Origin of the sequence: Enterobacter cloacae complex sp. P14RS (assembly GCF_014895895.1) — a bacterium.
In the GTDB taxonomy this organism is placed as follows: Bacteria; Pseudomonadota; Gammaproteobacteria; order Enterobacterales; family Enterobacteriaceae; genus Enterobacter; species Enterobacter bugandensis.
This window is the reverse complement of sequence record NZ_JADBQM010000011.1, coordinates 237,805-258,591: the sequence shown is the minus strand read 5'-3', so window position 1 is coordinate 258,591 and position 20,787 is coordinate 237,805. Positions and strand designations below refer to the sequence as shown.

The following is a 20,787-nucleotide window of genomic DNA, read 5'->3' as shown; positions in this document are numbered from 1 at the left end:
TTCAATGCGGATGAATCTTGCTCCGGCATCGATACGCAAGCCAGCCATTATATCAGTAAATGGATAAGCCTGGCGTATGAGTTATAAAAAGCAAATATTGTGATTCCGATCACACTTGTTAACACCTATAATTAGTTGCTAGCAAATTATTAACAAAAACTGACGAGTACACTTTTTATGGCTGAAACAAACACTAAACAGCCGCGTCTACTGGTGACACTAACAGCGCTATTCGCCGCCTTCTGCGGCCTGTACCTGTTAATCGGTGGCGTGTGGCTGGTCGCGATCGGCGGCTCCTGGTACTACCCGATTGCGGGCCTGGTTATGCTTGGCGTAACCGTCCTGCTCTGGCGTAGAAAACAATCCGCACTGTGGCTGTATGCCGCCCTCCTTCTTGCCACCATGCTCTGGGGCGTCTGGGAAGTCGGTTTCGATTTCTGGGCCCTGACGCCGCGCAGCGACATCCTGGTCTTCTTCGGTATCTGGCTGATCCTGCCGTTTGTCTGGCGCCGCCTGATTGTCCCTTCCAGCGGTGCCGTTGCAGCCCTGCTGGTGGCGCTGTTAATCAGCGGCGGCATTCTCACCTGGGCTGGCTTTAACGACCCTCAGGAGATCAACGGTACGCTGAACGCGGAGTCCACGCCTGCGGCAGCTATCTCGCAGGTCGCTGACGGTGACTGGCCTGCTTATGGCCGTAACCAGGAAGGTCAACGTTACTCCCCGCTGAAGCAGATCAACGCGGACAACGTTAAGAACCTGAAGGAAGCCTGGGTATTCCGTACCGGCGACCTGAAGATGCCGAACGATCCGGGTGAACTGACCAATGAAGTGACGCCAATTAAAGTCGGCGATATGCTCTACCTGTGTACGGCGCACCAGCGTCTGTTCGCGCTCGACGCGGCCACCGGTAAAGAGAAATGGCACTTCGATCCGCAGCTAAACTCCAACCCGTCCTTCCAGCATGTCACCTGCCGCGGCGTTTCTTACCACGAAGCGCGCGCCGATAATGCCAGCCCGGAAGTCATTGCTGACTGTCCTCGCCGCATTATGCTGCCGGTGAACGATGGCCGTCTGTTTGCCATCAACGCTGAGACCGGCAAGCTGTGCGAAACCTTCGCCAACAAAGGCATTCTGAACCTGCAGACCAACATGCCGGACACCACGCCGGGTCTGTATGAGCCAACCTCCCCGCCAATCATCACCGATAAAACCATCGTGATTGCCGGTTCGGTAACGGATAACTTCTCTACGCGTGAAACCTCCGGCGTTATCCGTGGTTTCGACGTGAACACCGGTAAACTGCTGTGGGCTTTCGACCCGGGCGCGAAAGATCCAAACGCGATCCCGTCTGACGAGCACACCTTTACCTTCAACTCGCCGAACTCCTGGGCACCAGCCGCGTATGACGCGAAGCTGGACCTGGTCTACCTGCCGATGGGCGTATCCACGCCGGATATCTGGGGCGGTAACCGCACGCCGGAGCAGGAACGTTATGCGAGCGCTATCCTGGCGCTGAACGCAACCACCGGTAAGCTGGCGTGGAGCTATCAGACCGTTCACCACGATCTGTGGGATATGGATATGCCGTCCCAGCCGACGCTGGCGGACATTACCGTTAACGGTAAAACCGTGCCGGTCATTTACGCTCCGGCTAAAACCGGCAACATCTTCGTGCTGGATCGCAGCAACGGTAAGCTGGTTGTGCCTGCCCCGGAAAAACCGGTTCCGCAGGGTGCGGCCAAAGGCGATTACGTCAGCAAAACCCAGCCGTTCTCTGACCTGAGCTTCCGTCCGAAGAAAGACCTCAGCGGTGCAGACATGTGGGGTGCCACCATGTTTGACCAGCTGGTGTGCCGCGTGATGTTCCATCAGCTGCGCTATGAGGGCATCTTCACGCCGCCGTCTGAGCAGGGTACGCTGGTCTTCCCGGGCAACCTGGGAATGTTTGAGTGGGGCGGTATTTCCGTCGACCCTAACCGTCAGGTGGCGATTGCCAACCCAATGGCGCTGCCGTTCGTTTCCCGTCTGATCCCACGCGGTCCGGGTAACCCGATGGAGCAGCCGAAAGACGCGAAAGGCAGCGGGACCGAAGCCGGTATCCAGCCGCAGTATGGCGTACCGTTTGGCGTTACCCTGAACCCGTTCCTGTCTCCGTTTGGTCTGCCGTGTAAACAGCCAGCCTGGGGTTACATCTCCGGTCTGGATCTGAAAACCAACCAGATCGTCTGGAAAAAACGTATTGGTACCCCACAGGACAGCATGCCGTTCCCGATGCCGATTCCAGTGCCGTTCAATATGGGTATGCCAATGCTGGGTGGTCCAATCTCCACAGCCGGTAACGTGCTGTTCATCGCGGCAACCGCAGATAACTACCTGCGCGCGTATAACATGACCAACGGTGAAAAACTGTGGCAAGGCCGTCTGCCGGCCGGTGGACAGGCAACGCCGATGACCTATGAAGTGAATGGCAAGCAGTACGTTGTCATTTCTGCGGGTGGTCACGGTTCGTTTGGTACGAAGATGGGCGACTATATTGTCGCGTATGCATTGCCGGACGAAGGCAAATAAAAGCAAAACGGCAACGAAAGTTGCCGTTTTTAGCAATGCAGGCCGGGTAAGGCGAAGCCGCCACCCGGTTTTTTTTATACGGTAAAACCGAGCATCATCCCCGTATCTTCATGCTCCAGCAGATGACAGTGCGCCATATAGGCAAACTCTTCAGGCGCTTCGTGGTCGAACTTCACCAGCACCTCGCTGACGCCGCCTTCCACTCTCACCGTATCTTTCCAGCCTGCTCGATGCGCTTCCGGCGCTTTACCGTTCTCAGACAGAATACGGAACTGCGTGCCGTGGATATGGAACGGATGCAGCATCATGTCCCCTTCCCCTGAAACCACCCAGCGCTCAAACTGTCCCTTCGTGGCGGCAAACATCGGCGTGTTCATATCGAACGCTTTGCCGTTGATCTTGTTGGCGTTGTGGAAATCGAACCCGTGACCGCCGTGATCCATACCGCCCATTTTGCCGTGGTCCATATTCATGTGGCCCATCATCTGGCCGTGGTGCATTCCCGCCATGGCCTGATTGCCATACTTTTTCATCAGCGCCTGCATGCCCATCATGTCAAGCATCGGGTCCATGGAGAGCTGAAGCTTACGCTGCGTGAGCCCATCCAGCGACGGGAGAGCTGGCAGCGTGGCTAAGGTGTCCGGCAGCATACCGGAGGCCGTGACCTGTAGCGGCTGAATGCGCAACACCGGATGCGGTTTATCAAACGGCGCCACTGCCATCCCCATCTGGCTGACAGGCAGCGTTACCAGGTCAAACGGCTTGCCGTCGCTGATGTCCACCAGCACTTCGAAGCGTTCGCCCATCAGCATCGGCAGCTCGCTCACTTTTACCGGTTCTGGCAGCAGGCCGCCGTCGCTTGCCACCACGTAAAGCGGGCGCTTATCGCTGGTGGCGAAGTTCAGCGAGCGGGCGTTACAGCCGTTAAGCAAGCGCAGGCGCAGCCAGCCTTTCGGGGCGGCGTGCTGCGGATAGATCGCGCCGTTGGCCAGCAGCGTATCGCCAAACCAGCCGACCGCCGCGCTCATCACGTCCAGCTGGTAGTCAATCTGCCCGTCCGCGCTGAATTTTTTGTCCTGCACAATCACCGGCACATCGTCGATACCCCACTGTTTTGGCAGGCGCAGGAGACTGCTTTCGTCATCCTCAATCAACACCAGTCCGGCCAGCCCCATTGCCACCTGATGGCCCGTTTTGCCATGCTGATGCGGGTGGAACCAGCAGGTTGCCGCCCGCTGGTCAGGGGTAAAGGTTACGCTGCGTTTACCCCCAGGCTTGATAACGCCCTGGGGACCACCATCCACTTCGCCCGGGACTTCCAGCCCGTGCCAGTGCAGCGTGGTCTCCTCGGCAAGCGTATTGTGGATATCCACCGTCACCGCTTTCCCTTTGCGTAACTGAAGTGCCGGGCCGAGCAGATTGCCGTTGTAGCCCCAGGTAGTAGCGCTGTGCCCGCCGAAGGAGGTTTTACCGGCCTGAACAACGAGTTGAATACGGCTACGGGCGTCTGCGGTCAGTAAGTCAGGAATGGGTAAGGCAGGCCTTTCAGCCGCAAAAACCGCGCGGCTCCAGAGTGGTAATGCGCTGGCAACCCCCAGCACAGCGGAATATTTTAAAAAATCACGACGTTGCATGTTCATTTCCTTATTTCCAGCATGCGATCTTTTGAGCATAAACCCTCCCCTTACCGGAAGGTCAAGTAAAGCGGCAATAATAAAGATCGTCGCACTGGCATCAAGTGTGCTAACGTTAATTTTCCGTGAAGAAGTGGTAGAAGCAATGAAGACGTTTTTCAGGACAATTTTGTTCGGAAGCCTGATGGCAATGTGTGCGAACAGCTATGCGCTCAGTGAAAATGAAGCGGAAGATATGGCCGATTTAACGGCGGTTTTTGTATTCCTGAAAAATGATTGTGGCTACCAGAATTTACCCAACGGGCAAATTCGCCGCGCGCTGGTCTTTTTCGCCCAGCAGAACCAGTGGGATCTCAGCAATTATGACAGCTTTGACATGAAGGCGCTCGGTGAAGACAGCTACCGTGACTTGAGCGGTATTGGCATTCCCACGGCTAAAAAATGCAAAGCGCTGGCCCGCGATTCGCTCAGCCTGCTCGCCTACGTGAAATAACCTTCCCGACGCCCCCTGTTCAACCTATACCCGTGCAACCACGGTTATAGTTAGCTATCATGTTTCGCTCATTTTTTGTGAGCGTTACGGATGTTAACAAAGGAGGAGTCCGCGTATGGCCGACCACACGTTGTGGCATGAAACACTGCATGACCAGTTTGGTCAGTACCTTGCCGTTGATAACGTGCTCTATCATGAGAAAACGGATCACCAGGATCTGATCATCTTCGAAAACGCCGCCTTTGGCCGCGTGATGGCCCTGGATGGCGTTGTGCAAACGACCGAGCGCGACGAGTTTATCTATCATGAGATGATGACCCACGTTCCGCTGCTGGCCCACGGACACGCGAAGCATGTTCTGATTATCGGCGGCGGCGACGGCGCAATGCTGCGCGAGGTTTCACGTCATCGTTCCATTGAAACCATCACCATGGTTGAGATCGATGCGGGCGTGGTCTCTTTCTGCCGCCAGTATCTGCCCAACCATAATGCCGGCAGCTATGACGATCCGCGCTTTAATCTGGTTATCGACGACGGCGTTAACTTTGTTAACCAGACCACGCAGACCTTCGACGTGATTATCTCTGACTGCACCGACCCCATCGGCCCCGGCGCGTCGCTGTTTACCTCCTCGTTCTACGAAGGCTGCAAGCGCTGCCTGAACCCTGGCGGTATCTTCGTCGCACAAAACGGTGTCTGCTTCCTGCAGCAGGATGAAGCCCTCGACAGCCATCGCAAGCTCAGCACCTATTTCGGTGACGTCAGCTTCTATCAGGCGGCCATTCCAACCTATTACGGCGGGATCATGACCTTTGCATGGGCAACGGATAACGACTTGCTGCGTCATCTCTCTACCGAAATAATCCAGGCCCGCTTCCATCAGGCCGGGCTCACGTGCCGCTACTACAATCCGGCTATTCATACCGCAGCGTTTGCTCTGCCGCAGTACCTGCAAGACGCATTATCCACTAAGGGGGTGAGCTAATTGAAAAAGCTTAAACTACATGGCTTTAACAACCTGACCAAAAGCCTGAGTTTTTGTATTTACGATATCTGCTATGCCAAAACAGCGGAAGAACGCGATGGTTACATCGCCTATATCGATGAACTCTACAACGCCAACCGTCTGACCGAGATTCTGTCAGAAACCTGCTCGATCATCGGTGCCAATATTCTGAACATCGCCCGACAGGATTATGAGCCCCAGGGTGCCAGCGTCACCATTCTGGTCAGCGAAGAGCCGGTCGACCCGCAGCTTATTGACAAAACCGAACACCCGGGTCCGCTGCCGGAAGTGGTCGTCGCCCACCTCGACAAAAGCCATATCTGCGTTCACACCTACCCGGAAAGCCACCCGGAAGGTGGGCTGTGCACGTTCCGCGCGGATATTGAAGTGTCGACCTGCGGCGTGATTTCCCCGCTGAACGCGCTGAACTATTTAATCCACCAGCTGGAATCGGACATCGTCACGATTGATTATCGCGTGCGCGGTTTTACCCGTGATATCAACGGCATGAAGCACTTCATCGACCACGAGATCAACTCCATTCAGAACTTTATGTCCGAGGACATGAAATCGCTGTATGACATGATGGACGTGAACGTGTACCAGGAAAACATTTTCCATACCAAGATGATGCTTAAGGAGTTCGACCTTAAGCACTACATGTTCCACACGAAGCCGGAAGATTTAAGTGAAGAAGAGCGCAAGGTCATCACCGACCTGCTCTGGAAAGAGATGCGCGAAATCTACTACGGCCGCAATATTCCGGCCGTGTAAGTGTTGCCCGGAGCAGGGACGCTTCGGGGAGTTACTTCTGTTTCATAAACTCACGGTAGGCATTCACTACCTGCAGGAAGTCTTCCACGCCGCACAGCGACAGGCTCTCTTCGTCGTAGTAGCTCATCCCCTCTTCCATCTCATCCCCTGAAAACTCAAGCTGGTTGGCGCGCACCATCACCTCTTCGCCATCCATCCACAAGGTGTATTCATGTCCGGCGCGTTGCCAGGAGCGCTCGCTGCCTTTCACCGTATTTGCCGCCTGTTCGACTTCATCAAGAAGGGCGAGATTTTCTTTCACCTCTTCGTTAAACCAGTGTCCAACGGCTTCGTGCCCCATCGACATGCGCACTTTCACCACGCCGGTGATGTCGCGCAAAAATTCGTAATCCATAGCGTTTTCCTCTGCAAAGCCATTAGGGTAATTATCGCAGCAGAGGGAAAGAAAAAAAGCGGGAGAGGTGGGAGGAATGAAAATAAAAAGGTGAGAGCAAGACCCTGCGGCCTGATGCCCTCACCCCGTCCCTCTCCCACGGGAGAGGGTGCAAATACTAAAAACCGTCTCGTAGAGACGGTTTTGCTGATTATACCGCCGTCTGGAAGATCACCCCGTCAGCCTTCTCGGTGTACTGAGAAAGCTGGTCGAAGTTCAGATAGCGATAGGTATCCACCGCCGTCTTATCCACCTGCGCCACGAAGGTCTGGTACTCTTCCGGCGTTGGCAGTTTGCCAATCAGCGCCGCAACCGCCGCCAGCTCCGCAGAGGCCAGGTAGACGTTCGCACCAGTACCTAAACGGTTCGGGAAGTTACGGGTAGAGGTGGAAACCACCGTCGCACCGTCGGCCACGCGCGCCTGGTTACCCATACACAGGGAGCAGCCAGGGATTTCGATACGCGCCCCGCTCTTACCGAACACGCTGTAGTAACCCTCTTCGGTCAATTGAGCCGCGTCCATACGGGTTGGCGGTGCCACCCACAGGCGGGTCGGCAGTTGGCCTTTGTGGGTATCCAGCAGCTTACCGGCAGCACGGAAGTGGCCGATGTTGGTCATACAGGAGCCGATGAAAACTTCGTCGATCTTATCGCCCTGCACGTCAGAGAGCAGACGCGCATCGTCCGGATCGTTCGGCGCACACAGGATTGGCTCTTTAATATCCGCCAGATCGATGTCGATCACCGCCGCGTACTCTGCGTCTGCGTCAGCTTCCAGCAGCTGCGGATCCGCCAGCCATTTCTCCATGCCCTGAATACGACGCTCCAGCGTACGACGATCGCCGTAGCCTTCTGCAATCATCCACTTCAGCAGCACGATGTTGGAAGTCAGATACTCAATGATCGGCTCTTTGTTCAGCTTGATGGTACAGCCAGCCGCAGAACGCTCGGCGGAGGCGTCGGTCAGCTCAAATGCCTGCTCAACTTTCAGATCCGGCAGACCTTCAATTTCCAGGATACGGCCAGAGAAGATGTTTTTCTTGCCTTTCTTCTCAACGGTCAGCAGGCCCTGTTTGATGGCATACAGCGGGATCGCGTGAACCAGGTCGCGCAGAGTGATGCCCGGCTGCATTTTACCTTTGAAGCGCACCAGCACCGATTCAGGCATGTCCAGCGGCATTACGCCGGTCGCTGCAGCAAACGCCACCAGGCCGGAGCCCGCCGGGAAGGAGATACCGATTGGGAAACGGGTATGGGAGTCACCGCCGGTACCCACGGTATCCGGCAGCAGCATACGGTTCAGCCAGGAGTGGATGACGCCGTCACCCGGACGCAGAGAGACACCGCCGCGGTTCATGATGAAGTCTGGCAGCGTGTGGTGCGTGGTCACGTCAACCGGCTTAGGATAGGCCGCCGTGTGGCAGAAGGACTGCATCACCAGGTCAGAAGAGAAGCCCAGGCACGCCAGGTCTTTCAGTTCGTCACGGGTCATTGGGCCAGTGGTGTCCTGAGAGCCCACGGAGGTCATCTTCGGCTCGCAGTATGCGCCAGGGCGAATACCGGCTACGCCGCACGCGCGACCCACCATTTTCTGTGCCAGCGAGAAGCCGCGGTTGCTTTCTGCCACGTCTTTCGCGTGACGGAAAACGTCGGAGTGCGGCAGACCCAGCGCTTCACGCGCTTTGGTGGTCAGGCCGCGCCCGATGATCAGCGGAATACGGCCACCGGCACGCACTTCGTCAATCAGCACGTCGGTTTTCAGTTCGAAGCTTGCCAGCAGCTCGTTGGTTTCGTGGTTGCGCACTTCGCCTTTATACGGATAGACGTCAATCACGTCGCCCATGTTCAGGTTGCTCACATCCACTTCAATTGGCAGCGCGCCCGCATCTTCCATGGTGTTGAAGAAGATTGGCGCAATTTTGCCACCGAGGCACAGGCCGCCGCCGCGCTTGTTCGGCACGTGCGGAATATCGTCGCCCATGAACCACAGTACGGAGTTGGTGGCGGATTTACGGGAAGAACCGGTACCCACAACGTCACCGACGTAGGCCAGCGGGAAACCTTTTTGTTGCAGCGCTTCGATCTGTTTGATCGGGCCCACCACGCCCGGCTGATCTGGCTCAATGCCTTCACGGGCGTTTTTCAGCATCGCCAGGGCGTGCAGCGGGATATCAGGACGAGACCACGCGTCCGGTGCCGGAGACAGGTCATCGGTGTTGGTTTCACCGGTCACCTTAAAGACAGTCACGGTAATTTTTTCCGCCAGCGCAGGGCGGTTCAGGAACCATTCGGCATCGGCCCAGGACCGCATCACCTGCTTCGCATAGACGTTGCCCGCTTTGGCTTTTTCTTCTACGTCATAGAAGTTATCGAACATCAGCAGCGTGGAAGAGAGCGCTTTAGCGGCAATCGGTGCCAGCTTGTCGTTATCCAGCGCGTCAATCAGCGGATGAATGTTGTAACCACCCTGCATGGTGCCGAGCAGTTCAATGGCTTTTTCAGGAGTAACCAGTGGGGAGGTGGCTTCGCCTTTGGCGATAGCAGCAAGGAATCCGGCTTTTACGTAGGCAGCTTCATCTACGCCAGGCGGTACGCGGTTGATCAACAGATCTAACAGGAATTCTTCTTCGCCCTTAGGCGGGTTCTTCAGCAGCTCGACGAGCGCGGCCATTTGGGTTGCATCTAAAGGTTTGGGTACAATTCCCTCGGCGGCACGTTCTGCTACGTGCTTACGGTATTCTTCTAGCACGACGGTTCTCCTCGCTCTCATTGTCATATGCGGCGGGCGTTCTCTTCACGCTCCTGTGAGACAGCAGTTTGTAGGGTAAATGCCCGATACCGCGTCGGGCAGCATAGCAGGATTTCTGCACAGTGTTAATCCGTTTACAAAAAAGCAACATTAAAAAGTTTGCTGAATCGTTAAGCATGGTGTAGCGGGGAGACGAGGTGAATTTTGGGGACAAAAAAACCGCCTGATAGCGGTTATTTTGTTGCCTTGCGGTGGTAGCACACCGGGTTGGCAGATTTGCGGCAATGCACTCGGCATGAATAATGCTCCTGAGTATGCAGATCCGCAAGCACATGTTTTGTGTTTACGAGCCGCCATCCAGTTTCGAATGTAAAAGGATGAAACTGCATTTCACCTCTTTTCAGTCCATTTCGGCTGTAATACTGTTGCCCCCGGCCTGCTTCGCTGGTGTAGCAACCAGTCACCGGGCCCGGAAGCAGTTCCGTAACCTACGCGGCAATGTACTCATTTGCCTGGTTCTGCCTTTTCCGGTGAAGAAGGAACCCGCGTAGCCTGTACAGGAACGCACGCAATGGAGATGCGAATCACTGCGCTGATCGTTGCGATTGGTTTACTGCTAACTGCGCTGCACGGTGGCTGGAACATATCCGACATCTCGGTGCTGTTTGTCGTCAACCTCGGCAACTAGCTGCTGGCCGCTCGTAAGAGCGGCCTTCTGAATTCCCGGCGCCTTTTCCCGCATCACATATAATTGTGTAATAAATACTCACACTCTTTATCCGGACGTACCGGACGCTTCCCAATAAAAGTCAAAACAGTAAAAGACGGGTGAATAATACTCACGCCAACCGTAACGCCTCACGGCACAGCGCCTGTCTAGTTGGAGTCATTTTATGAAGTTGCCCTTTAAGCCACATCTGCTTGTCCTTCTGTGCAGTGCCGGGCTGTTTGCCGCCTCAGGCGTCATGTTTGTCAAAAGTCGTGCAACGGAACCCGTTGCGCCAGCCCCCGTCGCGCAACCACCGTCAGCGCCTACCGCAGCCCAGCCGGCCCCTGTTGTCGCGCCAACCTACACCGCCGCGCAAATCGATCAGTGGGTTGCCCCCATCGCGCTCTACCCGGATGCTCTGCTGTCACAAATCTTGATGGCCTCGACCTACCCGGCCAACGTGATTCAAGCGGCGCAGTGGTCCAAAGACAACCCCAAAATGGAAGGGGACGCCGCGATTCAGGCCGTTGCCAGCCAGCCCTGGGATCCCAGCGTAAAATCCCTGGTCGCGTTTCCTCAGCTGATGTCGCTGATGGGAGAGAATCCGCCGTGGGTACAAAATCTGGGCGATGCGTTTCTCGCGCAGCCGAAAGATGTAATGGATTCGGTACAACGGTTGCGCGCGCTGGCGCAGAAGACCGGCGCCTTGCAATCTACGCCTCAGCAGACGGTCACCACGGTAACGAAACCCGCACCGGCAAAAACCAGCACCACCGAGTCAACGTCAACCACCACGTCCGCACCGGCCCCGACGGTGATCCAAATTGAATCTGCCGACCCGCAGGTGGTTTACGTCCCCACCTATAATCCCAATACGGTTTACGGAACCTGGCCCAACACCGCTTATCCGCCAACCTATCTCCCGCCGTCACCCGGGGAGCAGTTTGGCAACAGCTTCGTCAACGGCTTAGGTTTCAGCCTGGGTGTCGCCACAACTTATGCCATCTTCAGCAATATCGACTGGGATGATGACGATGACTGGGACCATCATCATGACGGTGACTGGGATAATCACGGCGGCTACAACCGCAACGGTGATAACAACATCAATATTAACGTTGAGAACTTCAATAAAATCAGCGGACAACGCCTGACGGACGCCAACCGTATCTGGCAGCACAACCCGGCCTATCGGGAAGGTGTCCCCTACCCGACAAACCAGCTCAACACGCGTTTCCACTCCACCAACACGGCCACGGGGCTTAGTGCAACGCAACAACCGGTTAATCGCGATAGCCAGCGTCAGGCGGCGCTGAGCCAGATGGAGAAATCGACAGGTAAAACCTTCCCACAGACTGCTCGCCCGGGCACGAAAGCGGCGCAGCGACAGGCCTCAAGTGAACAGCTGAAACAGATTTCTCAGCGCAATAACTACCGTGGCTATGACACCAAACCGCAGACGGCGAAGCGGGCCACCACGCAGCAGCGAGAAAACCGCCAGACCACCGCGCAGAGACAAGAGAAACGGGTCCAGCCTTCTCAGCAACGTCCCTTCCAGCAGCGAAACAGTCAGCTCCGGGCCAATGCACTGAGCGGCAACGACAGCCGTTCCGCCAACTGGCAGGCGCAGCAGCAGCGTGGGGCGCAAAGCAGACACCTCGCCGCTCGTCAGCAGCAGCTACGCCCGGCAGCGGCTGGACGTGCTGAACACCGTGAATTCCGTCATCGCTAAGGGAGCCGACATGAAACGTAAATTACTCAGTGGAATGGTGTTGTTCATGGTCTCGGCGACCGTCATGGCGCAGCAATCCTTCAGCTCACCAGAACAGGCTACCAATGCGCTGGAAAGCGCCATCCGCGAGCAAAACGAAAGCGCGATGAGCAACCTGCTCGGTGAGAACTGGCGCGACTTCCTGCCCCCTGAAGGCGTTGATCCTGACGCAGTCGATCGCTTTCTGCGCGACTGGAAAGTCCGTCATAACACCATTGTCGAAGGCGATAAAGCGCATCTGGTTGTCGGAGACAGCGGCTGGCAACTTCCCATTCCGGTGATCAAAACCGCCTCCGGCTGGCAGTTTGACATCAAAGAAGGCGCCGAGGAGATCCTGACCCGCGAAATTGGGCGCAACGAACTCGCCTCCATTGAAGCTCTGCATGCCTACGTGGCCGCTCAGCAGAGCTATTTTGCGATGAACCAGAAATACGCGCAGAAGATTGTCAGTTCTGAGGGGAAAAAGGACGGTCTGTACTGGCCCGTCTCGCCCGGCGAAGCGCCAAGCCCGCTTGGTCCGGCATTTAGCCCTAAAGAGCCAGGCGCGGGTTACCATGGCTATCGCTTCCGCATCCTGCCAGATAATCACGGTTTCGCGATGGTGGCGTGGCCTGTCAGCTATGGTCAGACAGGCGTCATGAGCTTTGTGATAAACCAGGACGATCGAGTCTATCAGCGAGATCTTGGAAAGGAAACGGAAGATGCAGTGCAGGCAATCGGGCAGTTTACATCAGAAAATCCTTGGCAAAAGGTAACGCCTTAATCACTGCCCGGCGAAAGTGCTGGGCAGCGGTCACTTTTAATTCAAATTTTATTTAACGAAGCTATAGGTGATATTGCCTTTTAAATTTGCCGGCATTTTTGAAATGTCGGTTCTTGCCTCTTCGCCCCACTCAAAGACTTGATCATCATCACGCAACGCGATAAAGCGATAGCCACACGAATAGATAGCGCGAATGTTGTATAATTCCTGAGCTACCGGGGTAGTATCTCCGCCTTCGTATTTATCTCCCCAGGCTAATACAGTGCCATCACGACGAAGCGCCGCAAATGCATTCCAGGCACCACCTGTCAGAGAAACTACATTTGTTACATTTTGGGGCATACGATTAGCGACATGCCCCCAGCAGTATACGTCTCCATCTGATGTTAAAAATGCATAGCTGCCATTAATAGCAGCCTGAACATCGATAATATTAGTCAGACACGCAATTTCTTGTGGCAGCTCGCTTAAGTAATACGATTGTCCCCAAAAAACCACACTACCATTTTTTCTCAAAGCAATGAAAGTTGTATCAGTGCTATGTATAGAAACAATGTCCGACAGGTTTGCTATATTGTCTGGTATATCAGCACCGTATTTAGCACTTCCCCATGCAAAAATATTGCCTGTAGCCCTGAGCGCCACAAATGTACCAGTATTACTGTGTAATGCGATAACATCGTTAACTTCTTTTAAATGAATCGGCAACTCGCCTCCGTATGCACCATCCCCCCATGCGATCACGTGACCATTTTGGGTGATTCCTGCAAAGGCATATTCCGTAGTCTGGATAGCGACGAAATCCTTGCGTTCAGCAATATCTTTCGGAAAATCGTCACGAGGCGCACCGTCTGTCCACTGTACTACCTGATTGTTAGCCCGCAACGCAAGATAAGAATTGCTTCCGCTATCAAACCCATATTCAGCTACTTTAATAGCTACTATGTCGGTCAGTGCTGCAATGTGATCCGGCAGAGGATTATTACCATCAACAGACCAGGTAAAAACCTGTCCATTAGAGTTAATGGCGGCAGAAATTTCTCGCCCACCGTAAATAGCCCTAACATTATGATTACGATCGCTGGTCGGAGAAGTACCACCGCTTTCTGGCATACCCCACGCTTCAACAACACCATCATTTTTAATAGCGGCCAATGCGCCACCTGAACCACCAATATTGCTGATATTAATAACGTCACCCAGACGATAGATATCAGAGTTTGCAAGCAGTCGCACGTCGGGACGTGTATCGGTAAAAATGGGGCCAGTATGGCGAGGTGTGGATTCATCCTCATACCACCAGTCAACGCTCACGGGCAGTAGAGTCTCTTTATCAAGCGCAATCAGTTTGTGTGTTGAACTTGCCCAGGCATTTCCTAATTGCGTTCTGGCTCCCATAACTCTTAAATCACGAATATCAGATATTGAAACATAACTATTCATAATACATCCTTTTATTGAAAATATACCTTCGAAATAGTTATATACCCTTTAAATATTATGTCAAACCGGTAAATCAATTTTTAGAATATTTTTCCAAACGATATTGATAAGAATTTCATATAATAATAATCAATGGTGAACTCTAAAACATTTACCTAATAAATAACCGTTAAATGAAGCGCTAAATATTTAATTATATATTAATAACTAAGAATAAAATTAAAAAAAACGCCTCCGAAGGAGGCGCTTAGCAATCACAACAAAACTTATTTCTTCTTCGCTTTCGCGTTTGGCAGGTCAGTAATGCTACCTTCAAACACTTCAGCCGCCAGGCCCACGGACTCGTGCAGAGTCGGGTGCGCGTGGATGGTCAGCGCGATGTCTTCCGCGTCACAGCCCATTTCGATAGCCAGACCGATTTCACCCAGCAGCTCACCGCCGTTGGTACCGACAATCGCACCACCGATTACGCGGTGAGTCTCTTTGTCGAAAATCAGTTTGGTCATACCGTCTGCGCAGTCGGATGCGATAGCACGGCCAGAAGCAGCCCACGGGAAGGTGGCGGTTTCGTAGCTGATGCCTTTCTCTTTCGCTTCTTTCTCGGTCAGACCGACCCATGCAACTTCTGGCTCGGTGTACGCGATAGATGGGATCACTTTCGGATCGAAGTAGTGCTTCATGCCGGCGATAACTTCAGCGGCAACGTGACCTTCGTGAACACCTTTGTGCGCCAGCATTGGCTGACCGACGATATCGCCGATAGCAAAGATGTGCGGCACGTTGGTGCGCAGCTGTTTGTCAACGCGGATGAAGCCACGGTCGTCCACTTCCACGCCAGCTTTGCCCGCGTCGAGATTTTTACCGTTCGGTACACGACCGATAGCCACCAGCACGGCGTCGTAACGCTGTGGTTCGGATGGGGCTTTTTTGCCTTCCATGGAAACGTAAATACCGTCTTCTTTCGCTTCAACGGCAGTCACTTTGGTTTCCAGCATCAGGTTAAACTTCTTGCTGATGCGCTTGGTGAAGACTTTAACGATGTCTTTGTCAGCAGCCGGGATAACCTGGTCGAACATTTCAACCACGTCAATGTCTGAACCCAGCGCATGGTACACGGTACCCATTTCCAGACCGATGATACCGCCGCCCATAACCAGCAGACGCTTAGGAACGGTTTTCAGCTCCAGGGCATCAGTGGAATCCCACACGCGTGGATCTTCATGTGGAATGAATGGCAGTTCGATAGGGCGAGAGCCTGCCGCGATGATCGCGTTGTCGAAGTTGATAACGGTTTTGCCGTTTCCGCCTTCCACTTCCAGGGTGTTCGCACCGGTGAATTTACCCAGACCGTTAACCACTTTGACCTTACGGCCTTTCGCCATACCCGCCAGACCGCCGGTCAGCTGAGTGATAACTTTCTCTTTCCAGGTACGGATTTTGTCGATATCGGTTTTTGGCTCGCCGAAGACGATACCGTGTTCAGCCAGCGCTTTGGCTTCTTCGATAACTTTCGCTACGTGCAGCAGCGCTTTAGAAGGGATACAGCCGACGTTCAGACAAACACCGCCGAGGGTGCTGTAACGCTCTACGATGACGGTTTCCAGACCTAAATCCGCTGCACGAAATGCTGCGGAGTAACCTGCCGGGCCTGCCCCAAGTACTACGACCTGAGTTTTGATTTCTGTGCTCATCATGACCTCTTAGTTTATACCCGTCGTCCACCGGGTCGTTCTATCCGCCCGCAGTTTACAAAATTGTTAACAATTTTGAAACAACAAACGGCTCACGAATTGTCGCTTTCACCAATAACCTCATAAACACCATGAGATTATCAGAAAAAAGCCGGCCGACTGGCCGGCTTTTCGATTACATCACCAGGCGGCGAATGTCGCTCAGCATGTTGTTGATGATGGTGATGAAACGCGCACCATCAGCCCCGTCGATCACGCGGTGGTCGAAGGACAGAGAGATTGGCATCATCAGACGCGGCACGAACTCTTTGCCATTCCACACCGGCTCCATCGCGGACTTGGACACACCGAGGATAGCCACTTCCGGCGCGTTAACAATCGGCGCGAAGTGGGTGGTACCCAGGCCGCCGATGCTGGAGATAGTGAAGCAGCCGCCCTGCATTTCGCCGGCAGTCAGCTTACCATCACGCGCTTTTTTGGAGATGGTGGTCAGTTCACGAGACAGCTCGGTAATGCTCTTCTTGTTCACGTCTTTGAATACCGGAACAACCAGACCATTTGGCGTATCTACCGCAACACCGATGTTGATGTATTTCTTCAGCGTCAGCTTCTGGCCGTCTTCGGACAGGGAGCTGTTGAAGCGTGGCATCTGCTCCAGAGCAGCGGCAACGGCTTTCATGATGAAGACCACTGGGGTGAATTTCACGTCCAGCTTACGCTTCTCGGCTTCGGCGTTCTGCTGTTTACGGAACGCTTCCAGATCGGTGATATCGGTCTTATCGAAGTGCGTAACGTGCGGGATCATCACCCAGTTACGGCTCAGGTTAGCACCCGAGATTTTCTGGATACGGCCCAGTTCCACTTCTTCGATTTCGCCGAACTTGCTGAAGTCCACTTTCGGCCATGGCAGCATGCCCGGGATACCGCCGCCAGCGGCTGCCGCAGGTGCAGCTTCGGCGCGTTTCACCGCGTCTTTCACGTAAGCCTGAACGTCTTCGCGCAGGATACGACCCTTACGGCCGGTCCCTTTCACTTTCGCCAGGTTCACACCGAATTCGCGCGCCAGGCGACGAATCAGCGGAGTCGCGTGGACGTAAGCGTCGTTTTCAGCGAACTCTGATTTTTCTGCTTTTGCAGCAGGGGCAGCGGCTGGTTTAGCAGCCTGAGCCGGTGCAGCAGCCGGTGCTGGAGCAGCCGCAGCAGCCGGAGCGGCGGCAGGCGCAGCGCCTTCCACTTCGAAGACCATGATCAGGGAGCCGGTAGACACTTTGTCACCGGTGCTGATTTTGATCTCTTTAACGGTACCCGCGAACGGCGCAGGCACTTCCATGGAAGCCTTGTCGCCTTCAACGGTGATCAGTGACTGTTCAGCGGCAACTTTGTCGCCCACTTTTACCATCACTTCGGTGACTTCAACTTCGTCACCGCCGATGTCCGGTACGTTAACGTCTTTCGCACCGCCAGCAGCGGCTGGTGCAGCGGCCGGAGCCGGAGCAGCGGCCTGTGCAGGCGCGGCAGCAGGTGCAGCACCCGCAACTTCGAAGATCATGATAAGCGACCCGGTAGACACTTTGTCGCCGGTGTTGATCTTGATCTCTTTTACGGTACCGGCGAACGGAGCCGGCACTTCCATAGAGGCTTTGTCGCCTTCTACGGTGATCAGTGACTGCTCGGCCGCAACGGTATCGCCCACTTTCACCAGGATTTCAGTGACTTCAACTTCGTCACCGCCGATGTCAGGCACGTTCACTTCTTTCGCTGCTGCGGCAGCTGCTGGAGCAGCGGCGGCCGGAGCGGCTTCTTTCTTCTCTTCCTGCGCAGGTGCAGCTGCTGCTGCACCGTCGGCGGAATCGAAAATCATGATCAGTTTGCCAGTCTCGGTTTTGTCGCCAACGGAGACTTTGATCTCTTTAACGATGCCAGCCTGAGGAGACGGGACTTCCATAGAGGCTTTATCGCCTTCTACGGTGATCAGCGACTGTTCAGCTTCAACTTTGTCGCCCACTTTGACCAGGATCTCGGTGATTTCAACTTCATCAGCCCCGATGTCCGGTACATTGATTTCGATAGCCATTATTCTTTTACCTCTTACGCCAGACGCGGGTTAACTTTTTCTGCATCGATGTTGAATTTGGTAATTGCGTCCGCAACCACTTTCTTATCGATTTCGCCACGTTTAGCCAGTTCGCCCAGTGCTGCTACAACCACGTAAGAAGCATCAACTTCGAAGTGGTGACGCAGGTTTTCGCGGCTGTCAGAACGACCGAAGCCGTCAGTACCCAGTACGCGATAATCATCAGCTGGAACGTATGTACGAACCTGCTCAGCGAACAGTTTCATATAGTCAGTAGACGCCACCGCTGGCGCGTCGTTCATCACCTGAGCGATGTACGGTACGCGTGGGGTTTCCATTGGGTGCAGCATGTTCCAGCGCTCACAATCCTGGCCATCACGCGCCAGTTCGGTGAAGGAAGTCACAGAGTACACGTCGGAACCCACGCCGTAGTCTTTCGCCAGGATCTGCGCTGCTTCACGAACGTGACGCAGGATAGAACCGGAGCCCAGCAGCTGAACTTTACCTTTGCTACCTTCAATGGTTTCGAGTTTGTAGATACCTTTACGGATACCTTCCTCGGCACCTGCTGGCATTGCCGGCATGTGGTAGTTTTCGTTCAGGGTGGTGATGTAGTAGTAAATGTTCTCTTGCGCTTCACCGTACATGCGCTGCAGGCCGTCATGCATGATGACTGCCACTTCGTACGCGTAGGACGGGTCGTAAGAGATACAGTTAGGAATAGTCAGAGACTGAATGTGGCTGTGGCCATCTTCGTGCTGCAGACCTTCACCGTTCAGGGTCGTACGACCGGAAGTACCACCGATCAGGAAGCCGCGAGCCTGCTGGTCGCCTGCCTGCCAGCACAGGTCACCGATACGCTGGAACCCGAACATGGAGTAGTAAATGTAGAACGGAATCATCGGCAGGTTGTTGGTGCTGTATGAAGTCGCAGCAGCCAGCCAGGATGCGCCTGCGCCCAGCTCGTTGATACCTTCCTGAAGGATCTGACCTTTCTCGTCTTCTTTGTAGTATGCAACCTGCTCACGGTCCTGCGGGGTGTACTGCTGGCCGTTCGGGCTGTAGATACCGATCTGACGGAACAGACCTTCCATACCGAAAGTACGCGCTTCGTCGGCGATGATTGGAACCAGACGATCTTTGATCGACTTGTTCTTCAGCATCACGTTCAGGGCACGAACGAAAGCGATGGTGGTGGAGATCTCTTTGTTCTGCTCTTCCAGCAGCTGAGAGAAGTCTTCCAGCGCTGGCAGTTCCAGCTTCTCGGTGAAGTTAGGCTGACGAGCTGGCAGGTAGCCTTTCAGCGCCTGACGACGTTCGTGCAGGTACTTGTGCTCTTCAGAGCCTTCCGGGAAGGTGATGTAAGACAGGTTTTCTACCTGCTCATCGGTCACTGGAACGTTGAAACGGTCGCGGATATAGCGCACGCCGTCCATGTTCATTTTCTTAACCTGGTGAGCGATGTTTTTACCTTCTGCGGTATCACCCATGCCGTAACCTTTGATGGTGTGGGCCAGGATTACAGTCGCTTTACCTTTGGTTTCACGGGCTTTTTTCAGTGCAGCGTAAATTTTCTTCGGATCGTGACCACCGCGGTTCAGGGCCCAGATCTGCTCATCAGTCCAGTCGGCAACCAGCGCTGCAGTTTCTGGATATTTGCCGAAGAAGTGCTCACGCACGTAGGCACCGTCTTTGGATTTGAAGGTCTGGTAGTCGCCGTCAACGGTTTCGTTCATCAGTTGGATCAGTTTACCGCTGGTGTCTTTACGCAGCAGTTCGTCCCAACGGGAACCCCACATGACTTTGATCACGTTCCAGCCAGCACCTGCGAAGATGCCTTCCAGTTCGTTGATGATCTTGCCGTTACCGGTTACCGGACCATCCAGACGCTGCAGGTTACAGTTGATGATGAAGCACAGGTTGTCCAGCTTCTCACGGGTTGCGATGGTGATCGCACCTTTAGATTCTGGCTCATCCATTTCACCGTCGCCCAGGAAGGCGTAAACGGTCTGCTCAGAAGTGTCTTTCAGACCACGGTGTTCCAGATACTTCAGGAATTTAGCCTGGTAGATCGCACCGATTGGGCCCAGACCCATAGATACGGTCGGGAACTGCCAGAATTCAGGCATCAGTTTAGGGTGCGGATAAGAAGACAGACCTTTACCGTGAACTTCCTGACGGAAATTGTTCATCTGCTCTTCAGTCAGACGACCTTCCAGGAATGCACGTGCATAGATGCCCGGAGAGATGTGGCCCTGGAAGTACACCAGATCGCCGCCGTCTTTCTCGTTCGCTGCACGGAAGAAGTGGTTGAAGCACACTTCGTAAACGGTCGCAGAAGACTGGAAGGACGCCATGTGGCCACCCAGCTCCAGGTCTTTCTTGGACGCGCGTAGAACGGTCATGATGGCGTTCCAGCGGATTGCAGAACGGATACGACGTTCCAGATCCAGATTGCCCGGGTATTCCGGTTCGTCTTCAACGGCAATCGTGTTTACGTAGTTGCTAGCCCCTGCACCTGAAGCAACCTTCACGCCGCCTTTGCGAGCTTCAGAAAGCAGCTGATCAATCAGATACTGAGCGCGCTCAACACCTTCTTCACGGATGACCGATTCGATCGCCTGTAGCCAGTCGCGAGTTTCGATCGGATCCACGTCATTTTGGAGACGTTCTGACATG

At 54.4% G+C, this 20,787-nt stretch carries 13 protein-coding genes; 6 read left to right on the top strand and 7 right to left on the bottom strand.

From position 1 onward, the window contains the following. Positions 1–177 precede the first annotated feature (177 nt). Positions 178–2,568: a glucose/quinate/shikimate family membrane-bound PQQ-dependent dehydrogenase gene (locus IM295_RS10465; RefSeq protein WP_045259476.1), complete on the top strand. Its 2,391-nt coding sequence runs from the start codon at positions 178–180 to the stop codon at positions 2,566–2,568. Between the two features lie 74 nt (positions 2,569–2,642). Here the strand turns inward: IM295_RS10465 and cueO are convergent, their stop codons facing one another. After that, on the bottom strand, positions 2,643–4,202 hold the full coding sequence (cueO, locus tag IM295_RS10460; protein WP_193066650.1) for a multicopper oxidase CueO: 1,560 nt from the start codon (positions 4,200–4,202) through the stop codon (positions 2,643–2,645). A 145-nt stretch (positions 4,203–4,347) separates the two neighbouring features. Here cueO and IM295_RS10455 point away from each other — a divergent pair, with 145 nt between their 5' ends. The 3 genes from IM295_RS10455 to speD all read left to right on the top strand — a co-directional run bounded on the left by IM295_RS10455 (position 4,348) and on the right by speD (position 6,475). Next, a complete protein-coding gene (locus IM295_RS10455; protein ID WP_014882582.1) occupies positions 4,348–4,695 on the top strand; it encodes a YacC family pilotin-like protein in 348 nt (115 codons plus the stop codon). Positions 4,696–4,810: 115 nt separating this feature from the next. Beyond that, a complete protein-coding gene (speE, locus tag IM295_RS10450; protein ID WP_193066649.1) occupies positions 4,811–5,680 on the top strand; it encodes a polyamine aminopropyltransferase in 870 nt (289 codons plus the stop codon). Next, positions 5,681–6,475 carry an adenosylmethionine decarboxylase gene (speD, locus tag IM295_RS10445; RefSeq protein WP_028015535.1) on the top strand — a complete coding sequence of 265 codons (795 nt, stop codon included), beginning with the start codon at positions 5,681–5,683 and terminating at the stop codon, positions 6,473–6,475. A 31-nt stretch (positions 6,476–6,506) separates the two neighbouring features. On the opposite strand, the gene yacL is transcribed toward speD, so the two are convergent. Together yacL and acnB are read right to left on the bottom strand one after the other, a co-directional pair. Continuing rightward, positions 6,507–6,869: a protein YacL gene (yacL, locus tag IM295_RS10440; protein ID WP_041911228.1), complete on the bottom strand. Its 363-nt coding sequence runs from the start codon at positions 6,867–6,869 to the stop codon at positions 6,507–6,509. 190 nt (positions 6,870–7,059) lie between these two features. Further along, positions 7,060–9,657 (bottom strand): bifunctional aconitate hydratase 2/2-methylisocitrate dehydratase, encoded by a 2,598-nt coding sequence (gene acnB, locus IM295_RS10435; RefSeq protein WP_193066648.1) that lies wholly within the window; start codon positions 9,655–9,657, stop codon positions 7,060–7,062. An 893-nt stretch (positions 9,658–10,550) separates the two neighbouring features. Here acnB and IM295_RS10430 point away from each other — a divergent pair. After that, positions 10,551–12,098 (top strand): DUF3300 domain-containing protein, encoded by a 1,548-nt coding sequence (locus IM295_RS10430; RefSeq protein WP_193066647.1) that lies wholly within the window; start codon positions 10,551–10,553, stop codon positions 12,096–12,098. 10 nt (positions 12,099–12,108) lie between these two features. Next, on the top strand, positions 12,109–12,900 hold the full coding sequence (locus tag IM295_RS10425) for a DUF2950 family protein (protein ID WP_193066646.1): 792 nt from the start codon (positions 12,109–12,111) through the stop codon (positions 12,898–12,900). A gap of 48 nt (positions 12,901–12,948) precedes the next feature. On the opposite strand, the gene IM295_RS10420 is transcribed toward IM295_RS10425, so the two are convergent. From IM295_RS10420 to aceE, 4 genes are all read right to left on the bottom strand, one after another. Continuing rightward, entirely contained in the window at positions 12,949–14,343 is a 1,395-nt protein-coding gene (locus IM295_RS10420) for a hypothetical protein (protein ID WP_226859467.1), read from the bottom strand. Positions 14,344–14,609: 266 nt separating this feature from the next. Then, positions 14,610–16,034 (bottom strand): dihydrolipoyl dehydrogenase, encoded by a 1,425-nt coding sequence (gene lpdA, locus IM295_RS10415; RefSeq protein ID WP_193066673.1) that lies wholly within the window; start codon positions 16,032–16,034, stop codon positions 14,610–14,612. A 175-nt stretch (positions 16,035–16,209) separates the two neighbouring features. Next, on the bottom strand, positions 16,210–18,108 hold the full coding sequence (aceF, locus tag IM295_RS10410; protein WP_045259471.1) for a pyruvate dehydrogenase complex dihydrolipoyllysine-residue acetyltransferase: 1,899 nt from the start codon (positions 18,106–18,108) through the stop codon (positions 16,210–16,212). A gap of 14 nt (positions 18,109–18,122) precedes the next feature. Continuing rightward, positions 18,123–20,786: a pyruvate dehydrogenase (acetyl-transferring), homodimeric type gene (gene aceE / locus IM295_RS10405; protein WP_028015529.1), complete on the bottom strand. Its 2,664-nt coding sequence runs from the start codon at positions 20,784–20,786 to the stop codon at positions 18,123–18,125. Position 20,787: the final 1 nt, after the last annotated feature.